Annotated in this window: 19 protein-coding genes, 3 tRNA genes and 3 rRNA genes; 9 read left to right on the top strand and 16 right to left on the bottom strand. The window is 58.2% G+C overall.

Annotated features, from left to right (window positions below; all coding sequences use genetic code 11):
* The first annotated feature begins 108 nt into the window (after positions 1–108).
* Both ACZ5FP_RS17985 and ACZ5FP_RS17990 read left to right on the top strand, forming a co-directional pair.
* On the top strand, positions 109–690 hold the full coding sequence (locus ACZ5FP_RS17985; protein WP_223615941.1) for a TRAP transporter small permease subunit: 582 nt from the start codon (positions 109–111) through the stop codon (positions 688–690).
* Complete coding sequence (locus tag ACZ5FP_RS17990) at positions 683–2446, top strand: TRAP transporter large permease (RefSeq protein ID WP_464661477.1); 1764 nt, start codon at positions 683–685, stop codon at positions 2444–2446. Before ACZ5FP_RS17985 ends, ACZ5FP_RS17990 begins: the two co-directional genes overlap by 8 nt.
* A gap of 61 nt (positions 2447–2507) precedes the next feature.
* On the opposite strand, the gene ACZ5FP_RS17995 is transcribed toward ACZ5FP_RS17990, so the two are convergent.
* Entirely contained in the window at positions 2508–3614 is a 1107-nt protein-coding gene (locus ACZ5FP_RS17995) for a TRAP transporter substrate-binding protein (RefSeq protein WP_464661478.1), read from the bottom strand.
* Positions 3615–3873: 259 nt separating this feature from the next.
* Here ACZ5FP_RS17995 and ACZ5FP_RS18000 point away from each other — a divergent pair, with 259 nt between their 5' ends.
* Entirely contained in the window at positions 3874–4644 is a 771-nt protein-coding gene (locus ACZ5FP_RS18000) for a gamma-glutamyl-gamma-aminobutyrate hydrolase family protein (protein ID WP_346305314.1), read from the top strand.
* A gap of 6 nt (positions 4645–4650) precedes the next feature.
* Here ACZ5FP_RS18000 and ACZ5FP_RS18005 read toward each other — a convergent pair whose 3' ends face one another.
* From ACZ5FP_RS18005 to ACZ5FP_RS18020, 4 genes are all read right to left on the bottom strand, one after another.
* Complete coding sequence (locus tag ACZ5FP_RS18005; RefSeq protein WP_464661479.1) at positions 4651–5094, bottom strand: hypothetical protein; 444 nt, start codon at positions 5092–5094, stop codon at positions 4651–4653.
* Between the two features lie 97 nt (positions 5095–5191).
* Entirely contained in the window at positions 5192–6211 is a 1020-nt protein-coding gene (locus ACZ5FP_RS18010; protein ID WP_223615936.1) for a LacI family DNA-binding transcriptional regulator, read from the bottom strand.
* Positions 6212–6356: 145 nt separating this feature from the next.
* Positions 6357–7250, bottom strand: a complete 894-nt coding sequence (locus tag ACZ5FP_RS18015) for a DMT family transporter (protein WP_464661480.1) — start codon at positions 7248–7250, stop codon at positions 6357–6359.
* 89 nt (positions 7251–7339) lie between these two features.
* The gene (locus ACZ5FP_RS18020; RefSeq protein ID WP_223615934.1) at positions 7340–7831 is read right to left on the bottom strand and encodes a MarR family winged helix-turn-helix transcriptional regulator; all 492 of its coding nucleotides are present in this window, start codon (positions 7829–7831) and stop codon (positions 7340–7342) included.
* A gap of 336 nt (positions 7832–8167) precedes the next feature.
* Here ACZ5FP_RS18020 and ACZ5FP_RS18025 point away from each other — a divergent pair, with 336 nt between their 5' ends.
* The 3 genes from ACZ5FP_RS18025 to ACZ5FP_RS18035 all read left to right on the top strand — a co-directional run bounded on the left by ACZ5FP_RS18025 (position 8168) and on the right by ACZ5FP_RS18035 (position 11110).
* Positions 8168–8917, top strand: coding sequence for a creatininase family protein (locus tag ACZ5FP_RS18025; protein ID WP_464661481.1), 750 nt, complete (start codon positions 8168–8170; stop codon positions 8915–8917).
* A 109-nt stretch (positions 8918–9026) separates the two neighbouring features.
* Positions 9027–10136, top strand: coding sequence for a CobW family GTP-binding protein (locus ACZ5FP_RS18030; RefSeq protein ID WP_464661482.1), 1110 nt, complete (start codon positions 9027–9029; stop codon positions 10134–10136).
* Positions 10136–11110: a WD40 repeat domain-containing protein gene (locus tag ACZ5FP_RS18035; RefSeq protein ID WP_464661483.1), complete on the top strand. Its 975-nt coding sequence runs from the start codon at positions 10136–10138 to the stop codon at positions 11108–11110. The genes ACZ5FP_RS18030 and ACZ5FP_RS18035 overlap by 1 nt, the downstream gene beginning before the upstream one ends.
* Before the next feature lie 730 nt (positions 11111–11840).
* Here the strand turns inward: ACZ5FP_RS18035 and ACZ5FP_RS18040 are convergent.
* From ACZ5FP_RS18040 to ACZ5FP_RS18055, 4 genes are all read right to left on the bottom strand, one after another.
* The gene (locus ACZ5FP_RS18040) at positions 11841–12971 is read right to left on the bottom strand and encodes a DUF6551 family protein (protein ID WP_464661484.1); all 1131 of its coding nucleotides are present in this window, start codon (positions 12969–12971) and stop codon (positions 11841–11843) included.
* Positions 12972–13679: 708 nt separating this feature from the next.
* Positions 13680–13756: transfer RNA gene (locus ACZ5FP_RS18045), tRNA-Met, on the bottom strand.
* A gap of 141 nt (positions 13757–13897) precedes the next feature.
* Positions 13898–14012 (bottom strand): 5S ribosomal RNA (rrf, locus tag ACZ5FP_RS18050).
* Positions 14013–14299: 287 nt separating this feature from the next.
* Positions 14300–17249 (bottom strand): 23S ribosomal RNA (locus ACZ5FP_RS18055).
* A 61-nt stretch (positions 17250–17310) separates the two neighbouring features.
* Here ACZ5FP_RS18055 and ACZ5FP_RS18060 point away from each other — a divergent pair.
* Positions 17311–17598 carry a hypothetical protein gene (locus ACZ5FP_RS18060; protein ID WP_464661485.1) on the top strand — a complete coding sequence of 96 codons (288 nt, stop codon included), beginning with the start codon at positions 17311–17313 and terminating at the stop codon, positions 17596–17598.
* 47 nt (positions 17599–17645) lie between these two features.
* Here the strand turns inward: ACZ5FP_RS18060 and ACZ5FP_RS18065 are convergent.
* The 5 genes from ACZ5FP_RS18065 to ACZ5FP_RS18085 all read right to left on the bottom strand — a co-directional run bounded on the left by ACZ5FP_RS18065 (position 17646) and on the right by ACZ5FP_RS18085 (position 22908).
* Positions 17646–17721, bottom strand: a tRNA-Ala gene (locus tag ACZ5FP_RS18065).
* 17 nt (positions 17722–17738) lie between these two features.
* Positions 17739–17815: transfer RNA gene (locus ACZ5FP_RS18070), tRNA-Ile, on the bottom strand.
* A 308-nt stretch (positions 17816–18123) separates the two neighbouring features.
* A 16S ribosomal RNA gene (locus ACZ5FP_RS18075) occupies positions 18124–19608 on the bottom strand.
* Together the 16S, 23S and 5S rRNA genes with 3 tRNA genes alongside form the textbook arrangement of a ribosomal RNA operon.
* Positions 19609–20235: 627 nt before the next feature.
* Positions 20236–21669 (bottom strand): aldehyde dehydrogenase family protein, encoded by a 1434-nt coding sequence (locus tag ACZ5FP_RS18080; protein ID WP_464661486.1) that lies wholly within the window; start codon positions 21667–21669, stop codon positions 20236–20238.
* A gap of 204 nt (positions 21670–21873) precedes the next feature.
* Positions 21874–22908, bottom strand: a complete 1035-nt coding sequence (locus ACZ5FP_RS18085) for an L-idonate 5-dehydrogenase (protein WP_464661487.1) — start codon at positions 22906–22908, stop codon at positions 21874–21876.
* Between the two features lie 167 nt (positions 22909–23075).
* Here ACZ5FP_RS18085 and ACZ5FP_RS18090 point away from each other — a divergent pair, with 167 nt between their 5' ends.
* Both ACZ5FP_RS18090 and ACZ5FP_RS18095 read left to right on the top strand, forming a co-directional pair.
* On the top strand, positions 23076–23843 hold the full coding sequence (locus ACZ5FP_RS18090) for an SDR family oxidoreductase (protein WP_464661488.1): 768 nt from the start codon (positions 23076–23078) through the stop codon (positions 23841–23843).
* Positions 23840–24340 (top strand): gluconokinase, encoded by a 501-nt coding sequence (locus ACZ5FP_RS18095; protein WP_464661489.1) that lies wholly within the window; start codon positions 23840–23842, stop codon positions 24338–24340. Before ACZ5FP_RS18090 ends, ACZ5FP_RS18095 begins: the two co-directional genes overlap by 4 nt.
* Positions 24341–24342: 2 nt before the next feature.
* On the opposite strand, the gene ACZ5FP_RS18100 is transcribed toward ACZ5FP_RS18095, so the two are convergent.
* On the bottom strand, positions 24343–25227 hold the full coding sequence (locus ACZ5FP_RS18100) for an NAD(P)-dependent oxidoreductase (protein ID WP_464661490.1): 885 nt from the start codon (positions 25225–25227) through the stop codon (positions 24343–24345).
* A gap of 32 nt (positions 25228–25259) precedes the next feature.
* Positions 25260–26195, bottom strand: a complete 936-nt coding sequence (locus ACZ5FP_RS18105) for a 2-hydroxyacid dehydrogenase (RefSeq protein WP_464661491.1) — start codon at positions 26193–26195, stop codon at positions 25260–25262.
* Positions 26196–26207: the final 12 nt, after the last annotated feature.

A 26207-nucleotide genomic window follows, 5' to 3' on the forward strand; every position in this document is an offset into this window, starting at 1 on the left:
AGGGACAGCCGAAACGAAGGCATTGCCGCCGTTTTGACGAGCGGCCAAGGGCTGTCCGGGTGCTTTTCCCGGCAACGGAGGGTTGCCGGACTGAGGGGGAGGAACTGCATGTCGGCTTTGCTTGCCGTATCGAGAGCCATTGACCGCTTCAACGAATTTATTGGCCGCAACGTCGCCTGGCTGATTTTCCTGGCCGTGGTGGTGAGCGCCGGCAACGCCATTGTGCGCAAGGTGTTCAACCAGTCATCCAATGCATGGCTGGAATTGCAGTGGTTCCTGTTTGGCGGCGCGTTCATGCTGGCCGCGGCCTATACGCTGCAGCAGAACGAGCACATCCGCATCGACATCGTCTACGGCGCCTTTTCGCGCCGGGTGCAGCACTGGATCGATCTGCTCGGGCACCTGTTTTTCCTGATGCCCTTCGTCCTGCTCATGTGCTTTTACTTCGTCCCCTATGTCAGCTTGTCCTATCGCAGCGGCGAAGGCTCGCCCAGCGCCGGCGGGCTGGTGCAATGGCCCGGCAAGCTGATCCTGCTGGTCGGCTTCCTGCTTCTGGCCATTCAGGGCATTTCGGAAATCATCAAGAAGATTGCGGTGATGCGCGGCGATATCCCCGATCCCAATCCGCCCCTCAGCCTCGAAGAGATTGCGGAACAGGAAGTCGCCATGGCGGAGGCGCGCAATGATTGAATTTATTGCGCAGAACATGGCGCCGATCATGTTCGTTTCGCTGATCGTCTTCATGCTGATCGGCTACCCCGTCGCCTTTGCCCTTGCTGCAAACGGGCTGCTGTTCTTCTTCATTGGCGTCGAGCTTGCCCCCTATTCCAACGGCACGATCACCCTCGACTGGCCGTTTCTTTACGCCCTGCCCGAACGGTTCTGGGGGGTGATGTCGAATGACACCCTGCTTGCCATTCCGTTCTTCACCTTCATGGGCATCATCCTCGAGCGCTCCGGCATGGCCGAGGACCTGCTCGATACGATCGGCCAGCTGTTCGGTCCGATTCGCGGCGGCCTCGCCTATGCCGTCATCTTCGTCGGCGCCCTGCTCGCGGCCACCACCGGCGTCGTCGCGGCATCGGTCATCTCCATGGGCCTGATCTCGCTGCCGATCATGCTGCGCTACGGCTATGACCGCCGTGTCGCATCCGGTGTGATCGCCGCATCCGGCACGTTGGCACAGATCATCCCGCCATCCCTCGTCCTGATCGTTCTCGCCGACCAGCTCGGACGTTCCGTTGGCGACATGTATCATGGCGCGCTGATCCCGGGCCTGGTGCTGACCGGTCTCTACATGGCCTATGTCCTGATCCTGTCCATCTTCAAACCGAAATCCATGCCGGCTCTTCCCGTCGAGGCGCGCACATTGGGATCTGGCGTCACATCGCTCATCGTTGCCCTGGCCGTTGCCGGTGCGATCGCCTACGCCGCGATTGTCTGGCTGACACCCGTGGCGGGAACCAACGCCGACATCTGGGGCGCGACCATCGGCACCATCGCCGTCTACGCTTTCGCGCTGGCAGACCGCTCATTCCACCTCAACCTGATGTCACGGCTGGCGCAGCAGGTGATCATCGTTCTCATTCCGCCGCTCGCCCTGATCTTCCTCGTGCTCGGCACGATCTTCCTCGGCATCGCCACGCCGACGGAAGGCGGCGCCATGGGGGCCGTCGGGGCCCTGCTCATGGCCGCCTCGAAGGGGCGCCTCCGTTTCAGCGTGATCAATCAGGCGCTGGCGTCAACGACAAAACTGTCATCCTTCGTGCTCTTCATCCTGCTCGGAGCCCGTGTGTTCTCACTCACCTTCTACGGCGTCAACGGTCAGGTCTGGGTCGAGCACCTGCTGGTATCCCTGCCGGGCGGACAGGTCGGATTCCTGATCGTCGTCAACATCCTCGTGTTTTTCCTGGCGTTCTTTCTCGATTTCTTCGAGCTGGCCTTCATCATTGTGCCGCTGCTTGCGCCTGTCGCGGACAAGCTCGGCATCGACCTGATCTGGTTCGGCGTGCTGCTCGGCATCAACATGCAGACCAGCTTCATGCATCCGCCGTTCGGTTTTGCCCTGTTCTATCTGCGTTCCGTGGCGGCCAAGGTGCCCTATATGGACAAGATCACGGGCAAGAAAATCCAGCCGATCACCACCGGGCAGATCTATTGGGGCGCCGTGCCCTTCGTCGGCATCCAGATCCTCATGGTGGCCCTGACGATCATGTTCCCGCAGATGGTCATGCACTACACCGGCCCTGCCAGCACGATCAATCCGGCGACGATCCAGATTCCGAATTCCGATCTCGGCGGCGGGCTTGGCGGCGGTTTGGGTGGTGGCCTTGGCGGCGGACTGGGCACCGACCTCAGTGCACCGCCGCTTGGCGGTCCCGCGCCCCATCCGGCGCCGCCCGCACAACCGGCGGCACCGGATTTGAGCCAGCCGCCGAAAATGTGACGGCAGGACATGAGAAAGCCCGGCATCGCTGCCGGGCTTTTGTTTGCTCAAAACGGCTGGCTTAGAGCTTGCCGTTGCGCTGCTGGACCATCATGAACGTGTCGAAGGTGTATTCGGCCACCTGAGCGTAAAGGAAATGCTCGTTGCGGAAAGCCTTGATGGAGTCCCAGATCTTCTTGAACGGCGCATTGGTCGCTTCGATTTCGGCATAGACCGTATTGGCCGCCTCGAAACAGGCGTTGAGGACCTCCGGGGTGAACGGACGCAGCTGCGCCCCGCCGGCAACCAGCCGCTTGATGGCCGGAGGGTTCACATAGTCATACTTCTGCAGCATGTTCGCATCGGTTGCCTGGGCCGCCGTGCGGAACAGTGACTGATAGCTCGGCGGCAGCGAATCCCATTTCTGCTTGTTGACCATGAAGCTGACCGTCGGACCGCCTTCCCACCAGCCGGGATAATAATAATATGGCGCCACCTTGTGGAAGCCGAGCTTTTCATCGTCATAGGGGCCAACCCATTCGGCCGCATCGATCGTGCCCTTTTCGAGCGACGGATAGATGTCACCGCCGGCGATCTGCTGCGGCACGACACCCAGCTTTTCCAGCACCTTGCCGGCAAAACCGCCGACGCGCATCTTGAGGCCCTTCAAATCCTCGACGGTCTTGATTTCCTTGCGGAACCAGCCGCCCATCTGCACGCCGGTATTGCCGCCAGGATAGGCTTGCAGGCCCTGCTTGTTGAAGAACTCGTTCATCAGGTCAATGCCGCCGCCCTGGTACTGCCAGGCATTCATGCCGCGGGCATTGAGCGCGAAGGGTACGGCTGCACCCAGAGCCCAGGTGGGGTCCTTGCCCCAGTAATAATAGGCAACGGTGTGGCACAGTTCGACCGTACCTGCGGCCGTCGCATCGGCAGCCTGCAATCCCGGAACGACTTCACCGGCCGCGAAGGGCTGGATGACGAAATTGCCGTCCGTGGCTTCCTTCAGATATTTCGACAGAACCTCGGCGCCGCCATAGATCGTATCGAGTGATTTTGGAAATGACGACGCACAGCGCCACGTGATCTTCGGCATCGACTGCGCGATTGCCGGCGCGGCCAATGTGGTAGCCGCAGCCACCCCCGCGCTGGCATATCCGGCATTCCTGATGAATGAACGACGATCCATATACTCTCCTCCAGTATTTCGGTTCAGACCCCCCGGACAAACAGTCCATTTCTCCCGGTCCGCCGACCACCATACACACTCGACTCTTCAAGTCCAGCCGCTGAAAACACAAACGGGGCGCGGTGCAAAGCCGACGAAAATCCGGGAAAACCTCACAGAAAAGCCGTCTTTGCGGCCGAAAGGCTCTCAGGGCCGGACCCATTGGAAACACCCCCGAACTGCACTACATTCTATCAAGATTTGTTTATGGAGCATCCCCATGCGGCAGCCACTCGTCGCCATCACATCAGACGTTCGTGCCTTTGAAAATTACACGTGGCACGCAGCGCCCGATCAGTATCTGAAGGCGGCCTACGAGGCAGCGGGCGTCATCCCCCTGATTGTCCCGTCTTTCGGCGAAGGCCTCGATATCGATGCCATTCTTGACGGCGTGGACGGAGTTCTGATCACAGGCTCCAAATCCAATGTCCATCCCGCGCTCTACGGCGTCGAGCCCACCGAAGCGCACGAGCCCTACGACCCCGCCCGTGATGCGACCTCATTGCCTCTGATCCGGCGCGCCATCGAGCGCGGTGTGCCGCTGCTTGCCATTTGCCGCGGCATTCAGGAGCTGAACGTCGCGCTCGGCGGCACGCTCGCCACCGAGATACAGGAACTGGATGGCCGCATGGATCACCGGGCACCGCAATCCGAGCAGCAGGCGGAGCGTTTTGCCATCCGCCATCCCGTGCGCATCAAGCCGGGCTCGTGCCTCGCCAATGTCATGCAGGCGGATACGGTTCAGGTCAATTCCGTGCACCGGCAGGCCATCGACAAGCCGGCAGCCCAGTTGGACATCGAAGCGGTGGCGGAGGATGGCACCATCGAGGCCGTGTCGGTCAAAAACGCCCGCGGTTTTGCTGTCGGCGTGCAATGGCATCCGGAATATTGGGTGAAAAGCGACAGCCCGTCGCGCAAGATTTTTGCCGCTTTCGGTGACGCCGCCCGGGCGCACAAGGCCACCCGTGAAAGGCTTCAGGCGGCAGAATAACCCCGGCTAGAACAGATTCAGCCCGCTCGCCGACAGCGAGAGCAGGACGGAGCGCGGCGCAACGCTGACATAGGCCCGTCCGTCGCCGGGGCTGAATTCAACGATGGTTTTCCCGGACTGATCCGCAAGAGCGATGGTTCCGTCCTGATTGTTGCGCCACTCCGTCGCGTCGGCCAAAGGCGCATACAGCGCCGCACATTCCCTGGCGACACGCAGCGCATCATGCCCTGCAATACCGTTGCCTTGCGGGAATATCTTGCACTTTGCCGCTCCTCCCGGGCTGCTGATGAGAAAGGCGGGCCGGTCGAAATCTGTCAGTCCGATGGAAGCGGTCGTCGTCGGATCAACCTGCACGGGCGGCGCGCTGGCGGACGACAAAAAATCCCCAAGCACCGCAACGGCGGCGAAAAAGGCGGCAACGCCAATCCCGGCAGGCAAACTCAGCTTCACGACGATCTCCCCGGGGATTACTGGCCTGGAGCGACCTTAGGCAAACAGCCTTAATCAAGCTTTAAGCCGCCTGTTGAAAACGCGGCTGTGAACCGGACTACCGTTCCTTGGGTTTGGATGTGGACTGCCGGATGCGCAGTTCCGGCTTGATCAGCTCCTGCCGTGCGTGGGTATCCGCCCCATTGAGCTGGTCGAGCAAGGCGCGCGCGGCGCGCTGGCCGACCTCGCGCTGGCCGTTCCACACGGTCGTCAGCGCCGGCGTGGCAATCGCCGCTTCTTCCAGGTCGTCATAACCGGTCACGGAAATATCCACGCCGGGCACCAGCCCGGCACGGGCAATGCCGTTCATCATGCCGATGGCGGCCAGATCATTCCAGCAGACGGCCGCCGTCGGATGATCCTTCAGCGCCAGGAACTGCGGCGCGGCATCAAAACCGGCCTGTTTGGTGCGCGGCCCGGGAATGCGCCATTCCGGCTTGACCTCAAGACCGGCCTTCTGCATCGCCAGGAGGTAACCTTCGTAGCGGTCACGGCCCGTCGACGTCTGGTCGGTGCCGCCGACCATGGCAATTCGCGTGTGCCCGAGTGAAATCAGATGATTCGTGGCCAGGCTGATACCGTAGGAATCATCGCCCCGGAACACCGGCACGTTGGCATCCTTGACCGTACGCGCAATCAGGACGACCGGCAGACCATTGTCTTCCGCCATGCGGATATCTTCAGCCGGGGTGCCGATGGCCGGCGACATGATGACGCCGTCGCCGCCCAATTGCAGAACGGTCTCGATGAATGTGCGCTGCTTGTCGAGCTGATCGTAATGGTTCGACAGGATGAAGGTCTGGCCGGAGCGATCAAGTTCTCCTTCGATTGCGCGCAAGATTTCGGCAAAGAACGGGTTCATGATGTCGTGAACCACCACACCGACAATGCCCGAGCGCGACGTGCGCAGGCTGGCCGCCCGGCGGTTGTAGATATAACCGATGGCGCGCGCGTGTTCCTTGATCTTTTCGCGGGTCTGATCGGCGACAAGCGGACTGTCGCGCAACGCAAGCGATACGGTTGCAGTGGACACTTTCAGCGCGTCGGCAATTGTCGATAGTTTGATCTTTTGCGCCAAAAACCGCCTCCCCGCCGTCTAGCCAGACAAGTATAGTGTCATTCTCTGGCGTTATGCCACTGCAACCGGATAAATCAAAGCCCTTTCGCCGCCCGTGCCCCGCAAAGCAGCAATTGAACCGGTGACGGGCGGATGTGGACAGCGATCAGGACCGCCGCCGCAACCGGTGTTCGCGATGCACGACGTAAAGCCCGCTGCCAATGACGATAACCGCGCCAACAAGCGTGTAAACATCGGGAAACTGGCCGAAAAACACATATCCGAACGCGAGCATCCAGACGATCTGCAGAAACGGATAGGGCGCAAGCGCGGCCGTGGTCGCGCGCCGGTAGGCCAGAATGATCAGATAGTGCCCTAACCCGCCGAAGAAACCGAGCATGAGCAGAAGCGCAATCTGGAACCATGTCTGCGGCATCACGGCTTGGGTGATGGCCGGCGAAATCAGCACGGCAGGCGCGAGCGCGGAAAAAAAGATCAGGCTTTCCGGTGATTCGGTGGCAGCCATGCGGCGGGTCAGCAGCACGTAGAGCGAATAGCTGAGCATGGCCAGTATCGAATAGGGCAAGCCGGGATTGAGCGTTCCGAAGCCGGGCCGCGCAATGATCAGCACGCCGATGAATGCCACGATGATCGCCGCCCAGCGGCGCCAGCCGGCCCACTCCCCCAGCAGTGGCCCTGCCAGGGCGGCAATGACCATGGGCGCGGCGAAGGTGATCGTGATCGTCTCGCCCAGCTGCATGGTCTGCAGCGCATAGAAATTGAAATAGGTGGAACCGAACAGGCACAGGCCGCGCAGCAGCTGAAAGCGGATGCTCTTGACCCTGAACAGCGCCGGATTGGTCCAGCCGCGAAAGAAGATGAAAACCAGCACCGTATGCTCGGCAAACCGCATCCACGAAATGAATGCGGGCGGAATACCTTGGAGAACCAGATATTTGGCGCTCGAATCCAGGCAGGAAAACAGGATGCCCGCCGCAAAGATATAAAGAATTGCGGCAGCAGGAACGGCTTCCTGGGAGGAAGGAGCGGGTACAGGCAAGGAGCTAACCAATCAGACGGCGGGACGTGCCGTCATGTTAGCAATTTCACATGATTTGTAACGGTAAATCACCACGAGCGACGAGAAAATTACTCTTCTTCCCCCTCGTCCTCCTCGTGATCGTCCTCCGAGCCGGTCTGGCGCAGCAGTTCGGCAGCCGACAAATTGATCTCCAGCCGCTGCAGCATTTTGATCAGGGCTTTGCGCTCTTTTTTGTCGAAGCCCTTCATCGCATCCTTCTCGGTCTTGCGGATGGATTTTTCGATCGCCCGGATCGCCTCATTGCCGGTATCGGTCAAAAAGATATGGGCCTGGCGCTGATCGGTCGCCGACCCTTCCTTCTTGACGAAACCCTGCGTTTGCAGCCGGGAGATGGTTTTGGTGATCGTCGGCGGCCGGACACCCAGGCGTTTTGCCAGAACGCTCGGCGAAAGGCCGTCTTCATGGGCCAGTTGCAACATGACGGCATCCTGCCCGGCGTAGAAACCGTGGGCCAGCAGCCGGGTTGCCAGTGCCGTTCGCGTCAAGCGAGCGGTTGATTGCAGACGATGAAGGATGAGAGGCTTGCGTTCCTTGACCATTCAAATTCCTGCTCGCTATGAACCCATTGTCCGGTTGATGATAAGGCGGCTAGCTCTTTTTGGTAAATGGCAATTATCAGGCGAAGAATATCGGCGCTGCGCAGTCCGGAATTGTATGGAAAACAGATCTTGGCGCCCCAACATTCAGCTCCGCACCATAAGTCCAATCCCCCCGATGAATCCGCGTTACAATTCTTATATGACATTCTGATGAAATTTGCCGACGAATTGCTGTTGCGCTTGAAATAAGCCTGTAAAAATCCGGCCTCCGGCGCCTATCCTCGTGGCATCGCGACAATTATGCTAACAGGGTCCGTCAAACCGCGTGAGTGACCCATGCCCGCTTCTTCCGCCAGAACCATTGCCCTTCTTCCGCTTGGTGCCCACGAGCAGCACGGTCCGCATCTGCCCTTCGACACCGACACGCTGATCGCGCAAGGGTTGACGGAACGGCTGAAACGGGCACTTCCCCCCACACTTGCCGTCGACATCCTGCCGGTTGAACCCGTCGGCTACTCCATCGAGCATATAGATGTCGACGGCACGAAGACCCTCGCCTTCGATGCGGCTGTCCGCCGCTGGATCGACATCGGCAGGCAGGTTGCCGGTCGCGGCCAGTCCAAACTGGTGATCCTCAACGCCCATGGCGGCAACGCGCCGCTGATGACCATCGTCGCGACGGAACTGCGCGTGCATTGCAATATGCTTGCCGTGGCAACAAGCTGGACGCGGTTTGGTTTGCCGGATGGCTTGATTTCGCCGGAAGACAAGGCGCTCGACATTCATGGCGGCTTTATCGAAACATCGGTGATGCTGGCGCTCTACCCGGAAACAGTTGATATGACAAAGGCGCGGGACTTTGATTCGAACCAACGCGCCTATATCCGGGACTACAAGCACCTGCGCGCCTACGGCCCGCATGCCTTTGGCTGGAAGATGTCGGATCTCAACCGGCTGGGCGTTGCCGGCAACGCCGCCCGCGCCACCGCAGAAGCGGGCGAACAGATCATTGCGCACAGTGTGCAAGGCATCATTGAACTGCTTGAGGATGTCGACCGCTTCGACGTTTCGGCTTTGCGGCCTTGACAGGCTCAATCCGGTTGAACAAACCATTCATGCAATTGAATACAGTTGATGTAGCAAAAGCGGCGGCGATCACCTATATCCTGTGTTCATCCATTCAAAGAGGCACACGATGAGTGAAGCTCAAACGACCACCAGTGCTGCGCCGGATGCGGCGCGCATCCCCCAGATCCCCGTCACCGTGCTCACCGGCTATCTCGGCTCCGGCAAGACGACGCTGCTCAACCGCATTCTCAGCGAAGATCACGGCAAACGCTATGCGGTCATCGTCAATGAGTTCGGTGAGATCGGCATCGACAATGATCTCATCGTCGAATCCGACGAAGAAATCTACGAAATGAACAATGGCTGCATCTGCTGCACCGTGCGCGGCGACCTGATCCGCGTGGTCGAGGGCCTGATGCGCCGTCCCGGCCGTTTCGATGCCATCATCGTCGAAACAACCGGCCTTGCCGATCCCGTCCCTGTCGCCCAGACCTTCTTCATGGATGACGATGTGCGCAGCAAGACCATGCTGGATGCCGTTGTGGCGCTCGTCGACGCCAAGCACCTGCCGCTGCGCCTGAAGGACAGCCGCGAGGCGGAAGACCAGATTGCCTTTGCCGACGTCGTTCTGCTCAACAAGACCGACCTGGTCACGCCGGAGGAACTCGCCGCCGTCGAAGCCACGGTGCGCGCCATCAACCCCTATGCCGTCATCCACCGGACCGAGCGCGCCGACATTGACCTGACGCGGGTGCTTGACCGCGGCGCTTTCGACCTGACGCGCGCCTTGGAGAACGATCCGCATTTCCTCGACCACGATCACCCCGATCATGCCTGCGGGCCCGATTGCGATCATGATCACGATCATGCGCATCATCATCACGATCATGACCATGGGCATGACCACCATCACCACCATGATCATGCATCGCCGATTCATGACACAACGGTCGTCTCGGTCTCCTTGCGCGTCGGCGAGCTCAATCCCGACAAGTTCTTCCCGTGGGTGCAGAAGATCACCCAGGAACAGGGCCCGAACATCCTGCGCCTCAAGGGCATTCTCGCCTTCCGGAACGATCACGAGCGCTATGTCATCCAGGGCGTCCATATGATCATCGAGGGCGATCATCAGCGCGCGTGGAAAGACAACGAAAAGCGCGAAAGCCGCCTTGTCTTCATCGGCCGTGAACTCGACCATGATGCGCTGAAATCCGGACTTGAAAGCTGCCTTGCCTGATGCCGACCATTGCCCCGCTAGACCTCGCCGGCCATTGCGTTGACGCGCGCTTTATCCAGGATGTCCCGTTCTTCGCGCTTGCCGACGGCAGCGTGCATCGGCTCGACAATGGCCACAAGACCGTGGAGGCCCATGACGGCCTGCTTTGCGCCGTACCATCCGTCGATGGTAAGTCATTGCTTACAAGCGGCGAGGATGGCCGGGTCTGTTCGATCGGCCTGAATGGTGAAGTCACCGAACTCAGCAGGATACCGCGCAAGTGGATGACGGCGCTGGCGGCGGCACCGAATGGCGCCGTGGCCTATGCATCGGGAAAGACTGCCTGGGTGCGTGCAACCGACGGATCGGTGCGTGAATTCACCCATGAACGCAGCGTCGAAGGGCTTGCCTTTGCGCCCAAGGGCATGCGGCTGGCGGTCGCGCGCTACAATGGCGTGACGCTGCATTGGCCGGCGACCAACGGCACGCCGACCGAGCTTGAATGGAAGGGTGCCCATGTCTCGGTGATCTTTTCACCCGACAACCGTTTTCTCGTTACCTCCATGCAGGAAAATGCCCTGCATGGCTGGCGCCTGGAAGACAACCGCCACATGCGCATGACTGGGTATCCCAACAAGGTCAAAAGCTGGTCGTGGAGCCCGAAGGGCAAATGGCTGGCGACATCGGGCGCCCCGGCAACGGTCGTCTGGCCGTTTTCCGGCAAAGACGGCCCGATGGGCAAGGCGCCGCTGGAGCTGGGAACCCGCGGCGACAGCGCGGTGACGGCAGTGGCCTGTCATCCCGTCGAGGATATCGTCGCCATCGGCTATGCCGACGGCATGATCCTCGTCGGACGCTTTGGCGATCAGAAGGAAGTGCTGCTGCGCCGCCCCGGCAAGGGCGCGGTTTCGTCCATGGACTGGGACAGAACCGGACACCGCCTGGTGTTCGGCAGCGAGAGCGGCGACTGCGGGGTTGTCGATATCACGGCATAGGCTGCGCTAGTATTTTTGCGCATTCTTTAAACGACAAAGCCCCGCGGGAGCGGGGTTAATGTTTGTGTTTTGTTAGAATCTGGCTTTTGAGTTTTAGTTTTGTGGAGTGGCTTTTGGCGTTCGGACTTAAAACAGTCCACTGGACTGTTTTCCCGGGCTTTGGGCGGCCGCGCTCAGCCTTCAGATTTTGAGCCTGATGTGAGATTACGTGTTTTCAGCTTGTGTGGGCAGGATTTTGTTGGTTGCTGGAATGTGCAACCATCTTTACTTGCGATCATCGCAACCGTCCCGTGCTCTACTAAAAATTCTTCTTACCGGCGAGACCGTAGCGGCCCATTGCGCAACGGAGCCTATAGGAGCATCGCGCTAGCGCATTTTCGCAAGTTGCGTTGTTAACTTGGCGCTATAAGCAAACCGATCGCACCAGGCAAAAACTTAGAGCATCTCTGAGACGAAGGATACGTTGCAATTAGAGGCCGGACACTTACTGGTAGTACTTCCTCTTGCCCTAGGCGCTGGCCACATTATCCGCTTGCGAGAGCCGTAACATTTGTAATGCCGTTTCCTTTTCCAAAGTATGTGCCCGATTACGATCACGCCGTTCGCCTTTGCTACAGCACGACAGATGAGCTCGGCCACCATGCTGACTCCGAGAAAACACTATCACCTGAACGCATGAAGTACAGCCTGCCGCGCCCCCCATGAAGCGCGACAGACAATTATCAAATAGTCATTCATCTGCCCCGTTCAGCGCCTTAATGACAACTTTCGATAATGCGGACACACGGGCATCACCTCCCTTATGATCTCGAACCATCTTGCTGAGTTCTGCCATGGGAAATCGCCTCAATGTCGGTACGAGTTCATCGGCGTCAAAGCCCTCGGGTGGATTGGCAAAAATGCGCACGAGCGCACCGAAAATCGAAGCACCGTGTGTAAGTGGTTCATCCTTGTAAGCTTCAGCCATGCAAGTCAGGGCAGCCGAAACGACTGCGTCACCATGCCTACGAAGCGCGACGGCAATCGAAGACGTAAAAGTGACATCTCTCGGCTTCCACGCTGTTGACGAAGTGCTTCGGGCAATAGTCAATCCTGCTTCGGACACAAGCCGTTGAATATCCAAAGCATCTTCGTCGCCCGCAGCAAGGGCCGCGTGGAAGTCATCCATACGGTTCATCGCCTTGCGCGCCCTGTTTGCAACAATAAACATCCGAGCTTCGTCTTCGGGGCTATCGTAGGTGAAGAGGCAACAAGGCAACTGCGGCAAATCTCCCCGACGCGTTGCTGCAGCCCATCGATGCTGTCCATCGATGATCACCTTCGAACCGTCAGGCCGTCGCGAAACCATCAAAGGCGCACAAAGCCGCCAATCGAAGTTAGCAGCGATGCTAGCGATAAGGCGGCGCGACCCGTCGTTGTCGATTGACCGCTGATAGGAACTGTCGACTGCCAGAGAAGTAATATGCACCCATTCGATACTTGGCATAGTGCCACGTGGTGCGCCAAAGGCTATCTTCCGCTCGCTTCCAGGCTTTCGGCCAGAACCAGCTTTGCTTTTTATACCGAACTGAGCAGATTTTCCAGGGCCGATGGCAGTGATTTCCGGAACGACTTCGGTGGTGAAGCCTGCCAGAAGTTCAGGAACCTCTTTCGGTTCGCGGCACCATAACTTGCCACAATGCTCGATGACAACATGTCCAGCATGGACACGAGTTGTACCGAGAGGTGTCGGGATCAGGAAGGATCCGTTGGGCGACTTGTCGTCCGTTATTCGATCACAAACCCACGGCGGCATCTTGGAACCGTCGTTGAGCCATGTACGAATGCCTCCGGCCAGCGGCATTTGCTGCAGTTGTGCCATGATCGTTCTCCTGAAAAGTCGCGGCCCTATGCGCACGACGCTACAAGCTACAGGGGTTATGTTTCACGAAGGAGAACGCACAACTGCAGCGGGCCAAACACAAAAGCAAAATCAATGTAACATTGGATATGACCGACCTTTAGACAGCAATCAGACCGCAGGCGCTGCAATTGCTTTATACTTTTCTTGAATAGCTGCGACGCCGGAGTGAACCTAAAAACGCTACGATCTGTTCCGGAAGTGACATTGATGGTTCCGGCCAGCCGCTTGAACTGCAACACGTCATATTCCGTGTCGCTTGCCTACTTTCCGGCGATCAGAGTCTGCAGTTCGTCCCACTTTCGCCCTGCTTCCCGTTTTGAGAGCGCGAGCGCCAACATCCTTGCGCTGGCTTCAATCTCGCTCGCAGGCTCTCTCCGCTTGATCTTCAAATTATCGAAAGAGCGCCCTCAAAATTGCCGTTTAAAACCTGTGCTCAATAGCTGACATCAAGCATTGAAGCCGTCGATTCGGGTTCTAAGCCTGACGGTGTGCGCTATGCGAGAAGTTTGTTTTTGTTTGTTGGTTGCGGTGCGCGGCTTTGTCCGTTCGGCCTTAAAACGGTCTGGTTGAGTGTTTTCCCTGGCTTTGGGCGGCCGCGCTCAGGCTTCAGGTTCTTCGCCTGACGTGAGACTGGGTGTTTTGAGATTGTGTTGTGAGGGCTTTGGTTGGTTGCGGGGACAGGATTTGAACCTGTGACCTTCAGGTTATGAGCCTGACGAGCTACCGGGCTGCTCCACCCCGCGCCACCATATCGCCGCTTGGCGATGAGAGTAATTATGCTCTTACATTGGTGTTATTGCAAAAGCAAAAGGCCGCTTGATGCGGCCTGTTGATTGGAACGTATGGGATGTGGAGAGATTATGATTTCATGTTGCGTTTGGCAGACCTGGCAGCGACCTACTCTCCCGCGTCTTGAGACGAAGTACCATTGGCGCTGGAGCGTTTCACGGCCGAGTTCGGAATGGGATCGGGTGCAGCCGCTCCGCTGTAACCACCAGGTCAGCAAAAAGCAACGATGAAAGAGAAGCTGGTTTTGTTTGTGTTGAATGTCGCTCACGCATATCAGCCCTATCGGGCTGTGCTCCGCGGGGGCGCGGCACGAGCCGCGACGCACTATCGTGCTGTATTTGGAGCTTTTCCTAGAACCGAAGTTCCAGAAAGTACCTATACAGACCGCTAGGTCGTCGCCGGACGTCCGGCGCGCCGTCGCAGCGCCCGCCCCAAAGGGGCGATACGGCGCGTGAGACAGTCAATTCATCGCTTCGCGATGGATATAAGTAATGAGAATGATCAAGCCAATCGAGCTATTAGTACCGGTAAGCTTCATGCGTTGCCGCACTTCCACACCCGGCCTATCAACGTGGTGGTCTTCCACGGCTCTCAAGGGAATACTCGTTTTCAGGTGGGTTTCCCGCTTAGATGCCTTCAGCGGTTATCCCGTCCGTATATAGCTACCCTGCTATGCGGCTGGCGCCACAACAGGTCCACCAGAGATACGTCCATCCCGGTCCTCTCGTACTAGGGACAGATCCTGTCAATATTCCTACACCCACGGCAGATAGGGACCGAACTGTCTCACGACGTTCTGAACCCAACTCACGTACCGCTTTAAATGGCGAACAGCCATACCCTTGGGACCTGCTCCAGCCCCAGGATGCGATGAGTCGACATCGAGGTGCCAAACAACCCCGTCGATATGGACTCTTGGGGGTCATCAGCCTGTTATCCCCGGCGTACCTTTTATCCGTTGAGCGATGGCCCTTCCACGCGGGACCACCGGATCACTATGACCGACTTTCGTCTCTGCTCGACTTGTCAGTCTCGCAGTCAGGCGGGCTTATGCCATTGCACTCGACGACCGATTTCCGACCGGTCTGAGCCCACCATCGCGCGCCTCCGTTACTCTTTAGGAGGCGACCGCCCCAGTCAAACTACCCACCATACACTGTCCCGGATCCGGATAACGGACCGCGGTTAGACATCCATATAGGTAAGGGTGGTATTTCAAGGATGACTCCACGAAGGCTGGCGCCCCCGCTTCAAAGTCTACCACCTATCCTACACATGCCGACACGAATGCCAGTGTAAAGCTATAGTAAAGGTGCACGGGGTCTTTCCGTCTAACCGCAGGAACCCCGCATCTTCACGGGGAATTCAATTTCACTGAGTCTGCGTTGGAGACAGCGGGGAAGTCGTTACGCCATTCGTGCAGGTCGGAACTTACCCGACAAGGAATTTCGCTACCTTAGGACCGTTATAGTTACGGCCGCCGTTTACTGGGGCTTCGATTCAAAGCTTGCACCTCTCCTCTTAACCTTCCAGCACCGGGCAGGCGTCAGACCCTATACGTCGTCTTGCGACTTCGCAGAGCCCTGTGTTTTTGGTAAACAGTCGCTACCCCCTGGTCTGTGCCACCCTCACATACTTGCGTACATAAGGGTCACGCTTCTTCCGAAGTTACGCGTGCAATTTGCCGAGTTCCTTCAACGCAGTTCTCTCAAGCGCCTTGGTATTCTCTACCAGTCCACCAGTGTCGGTTTAGGGTACGGTCTATACGCGGGAGCTATTTCCTGGAACCGCTTCGAAGCCCTTCCAATCCAATAAGGAAGAACAACATACGCGATCCGTCACTACCCGCAGGCCCACGAATATTAACGTGGTTCCCATCGACTACGCCTTTCGGCCTCGCCTTAGGGGCCGGCTAACCCTGCTCAGATTAACTTTAAGCAGGAACCCTTGGACTTTCGGCGAGGGAGTCTCTCACTCCCTTTATCGTTACTCATGTCAGCATTCTCACTTCTGATACCTCCAAGAGCCCTCACGGGTCTCTCTTCAACGGCTTACAGAACGCTCCGCTACCACTCCCGGGAACCCGAAGGTTCCAAAGAATCCACAGCTTCGGTGTATGGCTTTAGCCCCGGTACATTTTCGGCGCAAAGACCCTTATTTAGACCAGTGAGCTGTTACGCTTTCTTTAAATGATGGCTGCTTCTAAGCCAACATCCTGGTTGTTTTGGGATCCTCACATCCTTTCCCACTTAGCCATAACTTAGGGACCTTAGATGGTGGTCAGGGTTGTTGCCCTCTTCACGACGGACGTTAGCACCCGCCGTGTGTCTGCCGATTAGTACTCTTCGGTATTCGGAGTTTGGTTAGGTTTGGTAAATCGGTGAGATCCCCTAGCCCATCCAGTGCTCTACCCCCGAAGGTATTCGATCGACGCTCTACCTAAATAGATTTCGCGGAGAACCAGCTATCTCCAAGTTTGATTGGCCTTTCACCCCTAGCCACAAGTCATCCCAATCTATTGCAACAGATGCGGGTTCGGTCCTCCAGTAAGTGTTACCTTACCTTCAACCTGCTCATGGCTAGATCACTTGGTTTCGGGTCTAATCCGACGAACTGAACGCCCTGTTCAGACTCGCTTTCGCTGCGCCTACACCTACCGGTTTAAGCTTGCTCGTCAGACTAAGTCGCTGACCCATTATACAAAAGGTACGCTGTCACCCAGAACAAATCTTGGGCTCCAACTGTTTGTAGGCATTCGGTTTCAGGATCTCTTTCACTCCCCTTGTCGGGGTGCTTTTCACCTTTCCCTCACGGTACTGGTTCGCTATCGGTCATGCACGAGTACTTAGGCTTGGAGAGTGGTCTCCCCATGTTCAGACAGGATTTCACGTGTCCCGCCCTACTCAAGGACTTTTATTCGCATTACGTGTACGGGACTATCACCCACTTCGGTCACCCTTTCCAAGGTGTTCCACTTGTCTCATAAAAGCCACTGGCCTGGTCCGCGTTCGCTCGCCACTACTTACGGAGTCTCGTTTGATGTCCTTTCCTCCGGGTACTTAGATGTTTCAGTTCCCCGGGTTCGCTTCTAACCCCTATGTATTCGAAAGTTAGATACCTTATTTTGATATCTAGAAATTATTTTGGTTCTACCGATCGCTCACGCGCCGTACGTCCTTCGGACTGGCGCTCCGCTGGGGCGGCCAAAAGTGGCCGACGACCGAGCGGTCTGTATGGGCGCGTCCTTCTGGGAAGGCAGCCCGTCCAATGGTTGTGATCAATCTTCCAACCAAAATAATTTTCTAGATATCTAAGGTGGGTTTCCCCATTCGGAAATCGTCGGATCAAAGGGTATTCGCACCTCCCCGACGCTTATCGCAGCGTATCACGTCCTTCATCGCCTGTGCATGCCAAGGCATCCACCAAATGCCCTTAAGACACTTGATCATTCTCATTGCCAATATCCATCCTTGCCTTCACGAACATTTCGTCTCCATGGGGGATACCAATGGACAACCAAACATTCAGCAACAATCGATTTGACAAAAAAGACCAGCTTCTCGAGATAAATCCGATGGCTCTGCGGTTAAGCGGCCAATCTTCTGCAAGGGCTTTTGATGAGCATCCCTTGCGACATTTTCCGGCGTTCATGGCCCGAAGGCCGGCGGACCCGCACCAGAAGGTGCAAACCCTTGAACATCCGGAACAATCCGAATTTATCTTCTCTTCACGATTTCATACAGAACAGGCAACCGAAAGGCTCAAAGCCTCACAAGCTGCAAACTTGCTTCTTTAGATGATGTTTTTGCTCCGTCCATCTGCCAAGAACCTTGCCAAGAACCTTGGTGGAGGCGGACGGGATCGAACCGACGACCCCCTGCTTGCAAAGCAGGTGCTCTCCCAGCTGAGCTACGCCCCCGTAAAGGTATAGGAATATGGTGGGCCTGGGAGGACTTGAACCTCCGACCTCACGCTTATCAAGCGCGCGCTCTAACCAACTGAGCTACAAGCCCTGATTTGGCGGATCAACCGTCAAATGCAGCGCGCTTACGCGTCGCAGCTCGTGCCGTGCGCCCGTCCTTAGACGGTAGGTCACCAAAGGAGGCCGACCGGCCGTCGCGGCTCGTGCCGCGCCCTCGCGGAGCACAGGTCCAAAGGACCGCACGTGCGTGAGCGCTTACAAAAACATCAAAGAAAGAGAAACGTAGGCGGCAGTCCCTGCATTGTATGCACGGTTGTCAAGCTGACTGGCTTGCAACCTTTGTTCTAATAGACATGTGAAAGACCAGCCTAACTGTTACCTGTTCACGCGTCTCCTTAGAAAGGAGGTGATCCAGCCGCAGGTTCCCCTACGGCTACCTTGTTACGACTTCACCCCAGTCGCTGACCCTACCGTGGTTGCCTGCCTCCTTGCGGTTAGCACAGCACCTTCGGGTAAAACCAACTCCCATGGTGTGACGGGCGGTGTGTACAAGGCCCGGGAACGTATTCACCGTGGCATTCTGATCCACGATTACTAGCGATTCCAACTTCATGCACTCGAGTTGCAGAGTGCAATCCGAACTGAGATGGCTTTTGGAGATTAGCTCGACCTCGCGGTCTCGCTGCCCACTGTCACCACCATTGTAGCACGTGTGTAGCCCAGCCCGTAAGGGCCATGAGGACTTGACGTCATCCCCACCTTCCTCTCGGCTTATCACCGGCAGTCCCCTTAGAGTGCCCAACTGAATGATGGCAACTAAGGGCGAGGGTTGCGCTCGTTGCGGGACTTAACCCAACATCTCACGACACGAGCTGACGACAGCCATGCAGCACCTGTCACCGATCCAGCCTAACTGAAGGAAACCATCTCTGGTAACCGCGATCGGGATGTCAAGGGCTGGTAAGGTTCTGCGCGTTGCTTCGAATTAAACCACATGCTCCACCGCTTGTGCGGGCCCCCGTCAATTCCTTTGAGTTTTAATCTTGCGACCGTACTCCCCAGGCGGAGAGCTTAATGCGTTTGCTGCGCCACCGAACAGTATACTGCCCGACGGCTAGCTCTCATAGTTTACGGCGTGGACTACCAGGGTATCTAATCCTGTTTGCTCCCCACGCTTTCGCACCTCAGCGTCAGTATCGAGCCAGTGAGCCGCCTTCGCCACTGGTGTTCCTCCGAATATCTACGAATTTCACCTCTACACTCGGAATTCCACTCACCTCTCTCGAACTCAAGACTACCAGTATCAAAGGCAGTTCCGGGGTTGAGCCCCGGGATTTCACCCCTGACTTAATAGTCCGCCTACGTGCGCTTTACGCCCAGTAAATCCGAACAACGCTAGCCCCCTTCGTATTACCGCGGCTGCTGGCACGAAGTTAGCCGGGGCTTCTTCTCCGGTTACCGTCATTATCTTCACCGGTGAAAGAGCTTTACAACCCTAGGGCCTTCATCACTCACGCGGCATGGCTGGATCAGGCTTGCGCCCATTGTCCAATATTCCCCACTGCTGCCTCCCGTAGGAGTCTGGGCCGTGTCTCAGTCCCAGTGTGGCTGATCATCCTCTCAGACCAGCTATGGATCGTCGCCTTGGTAGGCCTTTACCCCACCAACTAGCTAATCCAACGCGGGCTCATCCATCTCCGATAAATCTTTCTCCCGAAGGACGTATACGGTATTAGCACACGTTTCCATGCGTTATTCCGTAGAGATGGGTAGATTCCCACGCGTTACTCACCCGTCTGCCGCTCCCCTTGCGGGGCGCTCGACTTGCATGTGTTAAGCCTGCCGCCAGCGTTCGTTCTGAGCCAGGATCAAACTCTCAAGTTGAAAATTTGATATTGGCTATATTGGTCACGCTTGGATCAAAGCCGAAGCCTCAATCCGTTGAATCGACGAGAACATATATACACCTTACATCTGATTGCTCAGACGCATGTAACATCTTCTCTCGAAACGTGTCCGCCAAAGTATCTGTTGAACATCTTCCGATGTTCCGCAGGACCCTGCCGCCCACGTTTCTCTTTCTTCTGTATAAAATTGTCAAAGAACAGACCATGGCAAAAACCACCGTCAACCGGAACCAGCCGGCACCAAGTCCAACCCCGAAAACCAACCGCACGACCACAAGGCCACACCGTCAATCCCTTCGAGACCCTACTCGAAGGATCGTCACTCGCGCAACAATCCGAAAACCACCAGAGAGCTTCCTTTAGGGCGCATTCAGCAACCGCCAGCGGCGCCCCGCCCTCGTTGTGTCGGTATATAGACCCCACCAACCAAAACTGTCAACACGCCTTTTCCAAAAAAACGCACAAAACAAAACTTTCTCAAATCAACCAAGCAACCCCTGGGGATAACTCAACCGACACCACACCAAGAAGCCAATGAAAACGGGCGGTGCAACCGCACCGCCCGTCAAAAACCGGTCTGTCATGAAAATAGAGAAAGCGCCCGTCAGGCCAGCGTATAGGCCGTCTTCACGGTCGTATAGAACTCAGCAGCGTATTTGCCCTGCTCGCGCGGGCCATAGCTCGAGCCCTTGCGGCCGCCGAACGGCACGTGGAAATCCACGCCCGCCGTCGGCAGGTTGACCATGACCATGCCGGCTTCGGCATTGCGCTTGAAATGCGTGGCGTGTTTCAGGCTGGTTGTCGCAATGCCCGAGGACAGGCCGAACGGCGTATCGTTCGCGGTATGCAGCGCTTCCTCATAATCCTTGACGCGGATCACGCTGGCGACAGGGCCGAAAATTTCCTCGCGGGAAATCCGCATCTGGTTGGTCGCCTCGGTAAACAGTGCCGGCTGCAGGTAGAAACCGGGATTATCGCGGGCCAGCCGTTCGCCGCCGAAGGCCAGCCTGGCGCCCTCGGACTTGCCGATGGCGATATAGTCCTCGTCCTGCTTCAGCTGGCTCTGATCGACCACCGGCCCGATATGGGTTCCGGCTTTCAGGGCGTCATCGACAACGACACCCTTCAGGCGCTCGGTTGCCGCCGCAACGAACCGGTCGTGGATGCCCTCGGTGACAATGATGCGCGAGGACGCGGTGCAGCGCTGGCCGGTGGAGAAGAAGGCGCTGTTGACGGCGGCTTCGACGGCCACGGTCAGATCCGCATCGTCGAGCACGACAAACGGGTTCTTGCCGCCCATCTCCAGCTGGAACTTGCGCATATGTTCGATGGAGGCGGCAGCAACGCGCTTGCCCGTCCCCACCGAACCGGTGAAGGTGATGGCATTGACATCGGCGCTGTCGAGAATGGTCTGGCCGACAACCGAACCCTTGCCCATGACGAGGTTGAGCACGCCCTTCGGCAGGCCGGCGCGGTGCAGTATATCGACAATCGCCCAGGAACAGCCGGGAACCAGATCCGCAGGCTTGAAAACCACCGTATTGCCATAGGCCAATGCCGGCGCAATCTTCCAGGCGGGGATGGCGATGGGGAAATTCCACGGTGTGATAATGCCGACCACGCCCACGGCTTCCCGGGTAACTTCCACGCCGATGTTCGGGCGGGCGCTGGGGACAACCTCGCCGGCCAGGCGCAGGACTTCCCCGGCGAAGAAATCAAAAATCTGGGCGGCGCGCACGGTCTCGCCGATGCCTTCGGCCAGGGTCTTGCCTTCCTCGCGTGACAACAGCCGGCCGATCTCGTCCTTGCGGGCGGTGATCTCATCGGCGGTCTTGCGCAGGATGGCGTGACGCTCAAGAATGCCGGAGCGCGACCAGGCCGGGAATGCCGCCTTTGCCGCGGCAATGGCGTTCAGCGTGTCTTCGGCTGTCGCCCGCGCATATTGACCAACGACGTCATTGGTGTTGGAGGGGTTGATGTTGGCGATCGCATCGCCGCCGATCCACGCGCCGTCGATCAGGTTCTGGTGCACTGTCATGGTATGTTCTGTCCTTCCTGATGACGGCACAAGGGCCGTCACGCTGCAGCCGTCGACCGGCCTTCTCCCGAAACGCTTATGCCGACCAATCCCCCGGCGATAGACCCGAAAGCATCAACGCTCTGTCAAAGGGGAAGCGGCGCCGGACCTTAACATAGGGAAAAGCGGTTTCAATGGACATTTGACGCATTCCCGGCACGAATGTCAGGCAAAGGCGAGCTGCACCTTCATCGAACGGCTGCGATCACCCGCGGTCTCAAAAGCCTGCACCGCCTCGTCAAGACTGAAGATGCCGGTGAGCAGCGGCTTCACATCGACAATTTTCCGGCCGATCAGATCAACCGCCAGACCGAACTCCTCGTGGAAGCGGAAGGAGCCGCGCAGATCGATTTCCTTGGAGACGATCAGGTTCTGCGGAATGGCGATGTCCCCACCAAGGCCGAGCTGCATGAGAATGCCGCGCGGACGCAGGACGTCAAGCCCGGCACGCAGCGCCCGTTCATTGCCCGATGCCTCGAACATTACATCGAACGAGCCCTTGTTGGCGGAATAGGCTGCCAGTTGCTCCGGATGGTCGGCGACATTGATGGTCCGGTCCGCCCCGATCTCCCGGGCCTTGACCAGCACCGCATCCATGACGTCGGTCGCGACAATCTCCCGGGCGCCATGCGCGCGCGCCGCCAGAATGGTCAGCGCTCCAATCGGACCACAGCCGGTAACAAGAACACGCTTGCCAAGCAATGAACCGGCGCGCTTGACCGCATGCAGCGTCACGGCGAAGGGTTCGGCAAAGGCCGCCTCGTTGATCGAAACGCCATCCGCCACCCGGTGGCATTGCCAGGCCTCGGCAATCAGCCGCTGGCGGAATGCGCCCTGGATATGCGGCATGGGCATGGCGCTGCCGTAGAAGCGCATGTTGAGACAATGATTCTGCAGCCCTTGCAGGCAATAATCGCAATGGTTGCAGGGACGGCTGGGGGATACCGCCACCCGGTCACCGACGGCAAGACCACTGACCCCCGCCCCCAATGCCCTGATGGTCCCGGCAATCTCGTGGCCGAGGATCATCGGCTCGCGCAGCCGGATCGTGCCGAACCCGCCATGATTATAATAGTGCAGGTCCGAGCCGCATATACCGCCGGCCTCAACGGCAATATCCACCTGCCCGGCTTCGGGAATGCCGGGATCGCGTTCCTCGATGCGCAAGTCCTTTGCCGCGTGGATGACAACAGCCTTCATACGTTCCTCCCCTTGCGCTTCAAGCCTCCAGCCGCAACGGCCGGGATCAATTTCAGCGCCATAACACCGGAATACTTGCATATGTTATCGATAACATTTATGTCAAGCGGAGAAGGAAGCGATGACATCCCGCAATCGGAATTCCGCAGAACCGGAGGAAACAAAGAATGGCCTATCCATTGTTCAGCCTGGAGGGAAAACGCGCCCTCGTTACGGGATCAAGCCAGGGAATCGGCTTTGCCCTGGCCAAGGGATTGGCTGAACACGGCGCGGAAATCATCATCAATGGCCGCGATGCGGCAAAGGTCGATGCCGCCGTTGCCGAACTCAGGGCAGCGAGCCATAAAGCCCATGCGGCCGCGTTCGACGTGACCAGCCTGGAAAGCGTCAAGGCCGGCGTCGACACGATCGAGACAAATATTGGCGCGATCGACATTCTGTTCAACAATGCCGGCATGCAGTTCCGCACGCCGCTTGAGGACTTTCCCGAAGACAAGTGGCAGCTGCTGCTGCAGACCAATATTTCCAGTGTCTTTTATGCCGGACAGAGCGTGGCAAAGCACATGATCAAGCGTGGACGCGGAAAAATCATCAATATCGCCTCCGTGCAAAGCGAACTGGCGCGGCCTTCCATCGCGCCGTACACCGCAACCAAGGGTGCCGTCCGCAACCTGACGCGCGGCATGTGCACGGACTGGGCCAAATACGGCCTGCAGGTCAACGCCATCGCACCCGGCTATTTCAAGACGCCGCTCAATCAGGCGCTGATCGACAATCCGGAATTCTCCGGCTGGCTGGAAAAGCGCACCCCGGCGGGACGATGGGGCAATGTCGAGGAACTGGTCGGTGCGGCGGTGTTTCTGGCCAGCGATGCATCATCCTTCGTCAACGGCCAGGTCATCCATGTCGATGGCGGCATCACGGCGTCCCTATGATCAGGCTGATCGTCATGGGCGTGAGCGGCTCCGGCAAATCTTCAGTTGGAGAGGGCATCGCGGCGGCACTGTCCCTGCCGTTCATTGAAGGCGACATGCTGCATCCGGAAAGCAATGTGAAGAAAATGTCGGCGGGTATCCCGCTGACCGACGAGGACCGCTGGCCGTGGCTCGACAAGATCGGCGCCGAACTTGCCAAGGCCGAAAAGGGCGTGGTCGTGTCCTGCTCCGCATTGAAGACGATGTATCGCGAACGGCTGCGCCGGGAAGCGGGCGGGCCCCTCGCCTTTGTCTTTCTCGACGGCAGCCTGGCGGTCTTGCGCGATCACATGGGCAAGCGCACCGGCCATTTCATGCCGCTGTCCATGCTCGACAGCCAATTGGCGACGCTGGAATCGCCAACGGGTGAACCACTCGTGTTCACGCAGGATGTCGCGCATCCGATCACGCAGATCGTCGAGGCCAGTGTGGCATGGCTGAGAGCGCAGGAACTGTGATTCTAGCTGGAAAACCCATCGAGCAACCGCATCATCTCGGCTGAATCGCGCGCCCCTAGACCGGCTGCGCACAGCAGCCGGTGAATTTCAACGACCTGACCGGTCATCGGCAACGGCGTCTTCGTCTTCAGCGCAAAGGCCTGCAGCGAATCGAGATCCTTGAGCATGTTGTCGATGCGCCCGGTCGGCGTGTAGTCGCGCGCGGCAAACTTCGCCATGAATTCCTGCATGATCCGGTTGTCGGCCCGCCCGCCCGCCAGCGCCTGCGGTATCAGCGCCGGATCAACGCCGCCCGCTTCCGCCAGCTTTACCGCCTCGGCAACCGCCTGGAACGCCACGGCGCAAAACAGCTGGTTGATCAGCTTCGTCGTCTGCCCCGCCCCGCTCGGCCCCATCAGCGTATAGTTGGCGCAGAGATGCTGCATGACGATTCGGCCGCGCTCGAAATCGGCGGCATCGCCGCCAGCCATCACGGTCAATCGCCCAGCAAGCGCACCGGGAACACCGCCGGACAAAGGGCAATCCAGCCATTTCATTCCTGTTGATTCCGCCAGCACTGCCGCCATGTCAGCGGTTTCCTTCGGATCAATCGACGACATATCGATCAGCAGTCTGCCCGCTCCGGCGGCAGCAGCCACGCCATCCGCGCCGAACACGACCGCCCGGACAATATCGGCATGGTTGAGACTCAGAATGACGAACCGGCTTTGCGCCGTGGCCGCGGCAACCGAAAGTGCTGCCGCGGCGCCTTTGGCCACAAGTGCCGCCACCTTCTGCGCATCGACGTCAAACACTGTGACCGGATGGCCGGTCTCGATGAGCCGTGTGGCAATCGCGGCGCCCATGAGCCCTGCGCCAATAACGGCAATCGTGGATGCATCGGCCATGGCGGCTCTTCCCCCGTCTATCGCGATATCTGTCAAACAACCGCTGCCGGCAGCGGCTTGCCGGCAAATTGCGCTTCCAGATTGGCAAGCACAAGATCGGCCATCGCCCGGCGTGTCTCGTGGGTGGCACTGGCCACATGCGGCGAAAGCACGACATTCTTCATGGCGAACAGCGCCTCCGGCACACGCGGCTCGTCCGCGAACACATCGAGCCCGGCTCCCGCAATGGTACCATGCCGCAAGGCTGTAACGAGAGCGGTTTCATCGACAAGCGAACCGCGGGCGATGTTGATCAGGCTGCCTTTGGGCCCGAGGGCTTTCAGCACATCGGCATCGACCACATGCCTGGTCTCTGCCGAAGCGGCCGCCGCAATGATCAGCACATCGCAATTGGCTGCAAGCTCCGCGAGCGTCGGGTAAAATGTATAGGGAACATCGAGCTTGCGGCGCCCCGAATAGGAAATCTGCCCGTCAAAGGCGACAAGGCGTTTGGCGATGGCCTGGCCGATGCGGCCAAGTCCGAAAATGCCGTAGCGCCGGCCCGTCACCCGGTGCCCGAGGCCGAGCTCACCCTTTGGCCAGTTGCCTGCACGAACATGATTGTCGGCCAGAACAAGCTGCCGCGCCAGATTGATGATCAGCCCAAGCGCTAGGTCGGCTACGTCGGCGGTCAGAACATCCGGTGTATTGGCAACGCGATAACCGCGCTGGCGCGCCGCGTTCAGGTCGATCTTGTCGTAACCGACACCATTGATCGAAACGATTTCCAGCCTGGGCAATTGAGCCGCAAGCTCGGTCGGAATGCCGATATGCCCGCCTGTCACCACGCCGCGGATTCGATCCGCGTGGGATTTCAGGAAGCCCGGCTGGTCCGTCGTCTCAAACCAACGATGCACGGTATAGTGCCTGGCAAGATCCGCTTCGAGTGCGGGCATCAGCGGGCATAGCTGCAGAATATCGATCGGCATGATCATGGGATT

This window comes from Phyllobacterium sp. T2-21 (assembly GCF_055378485.1).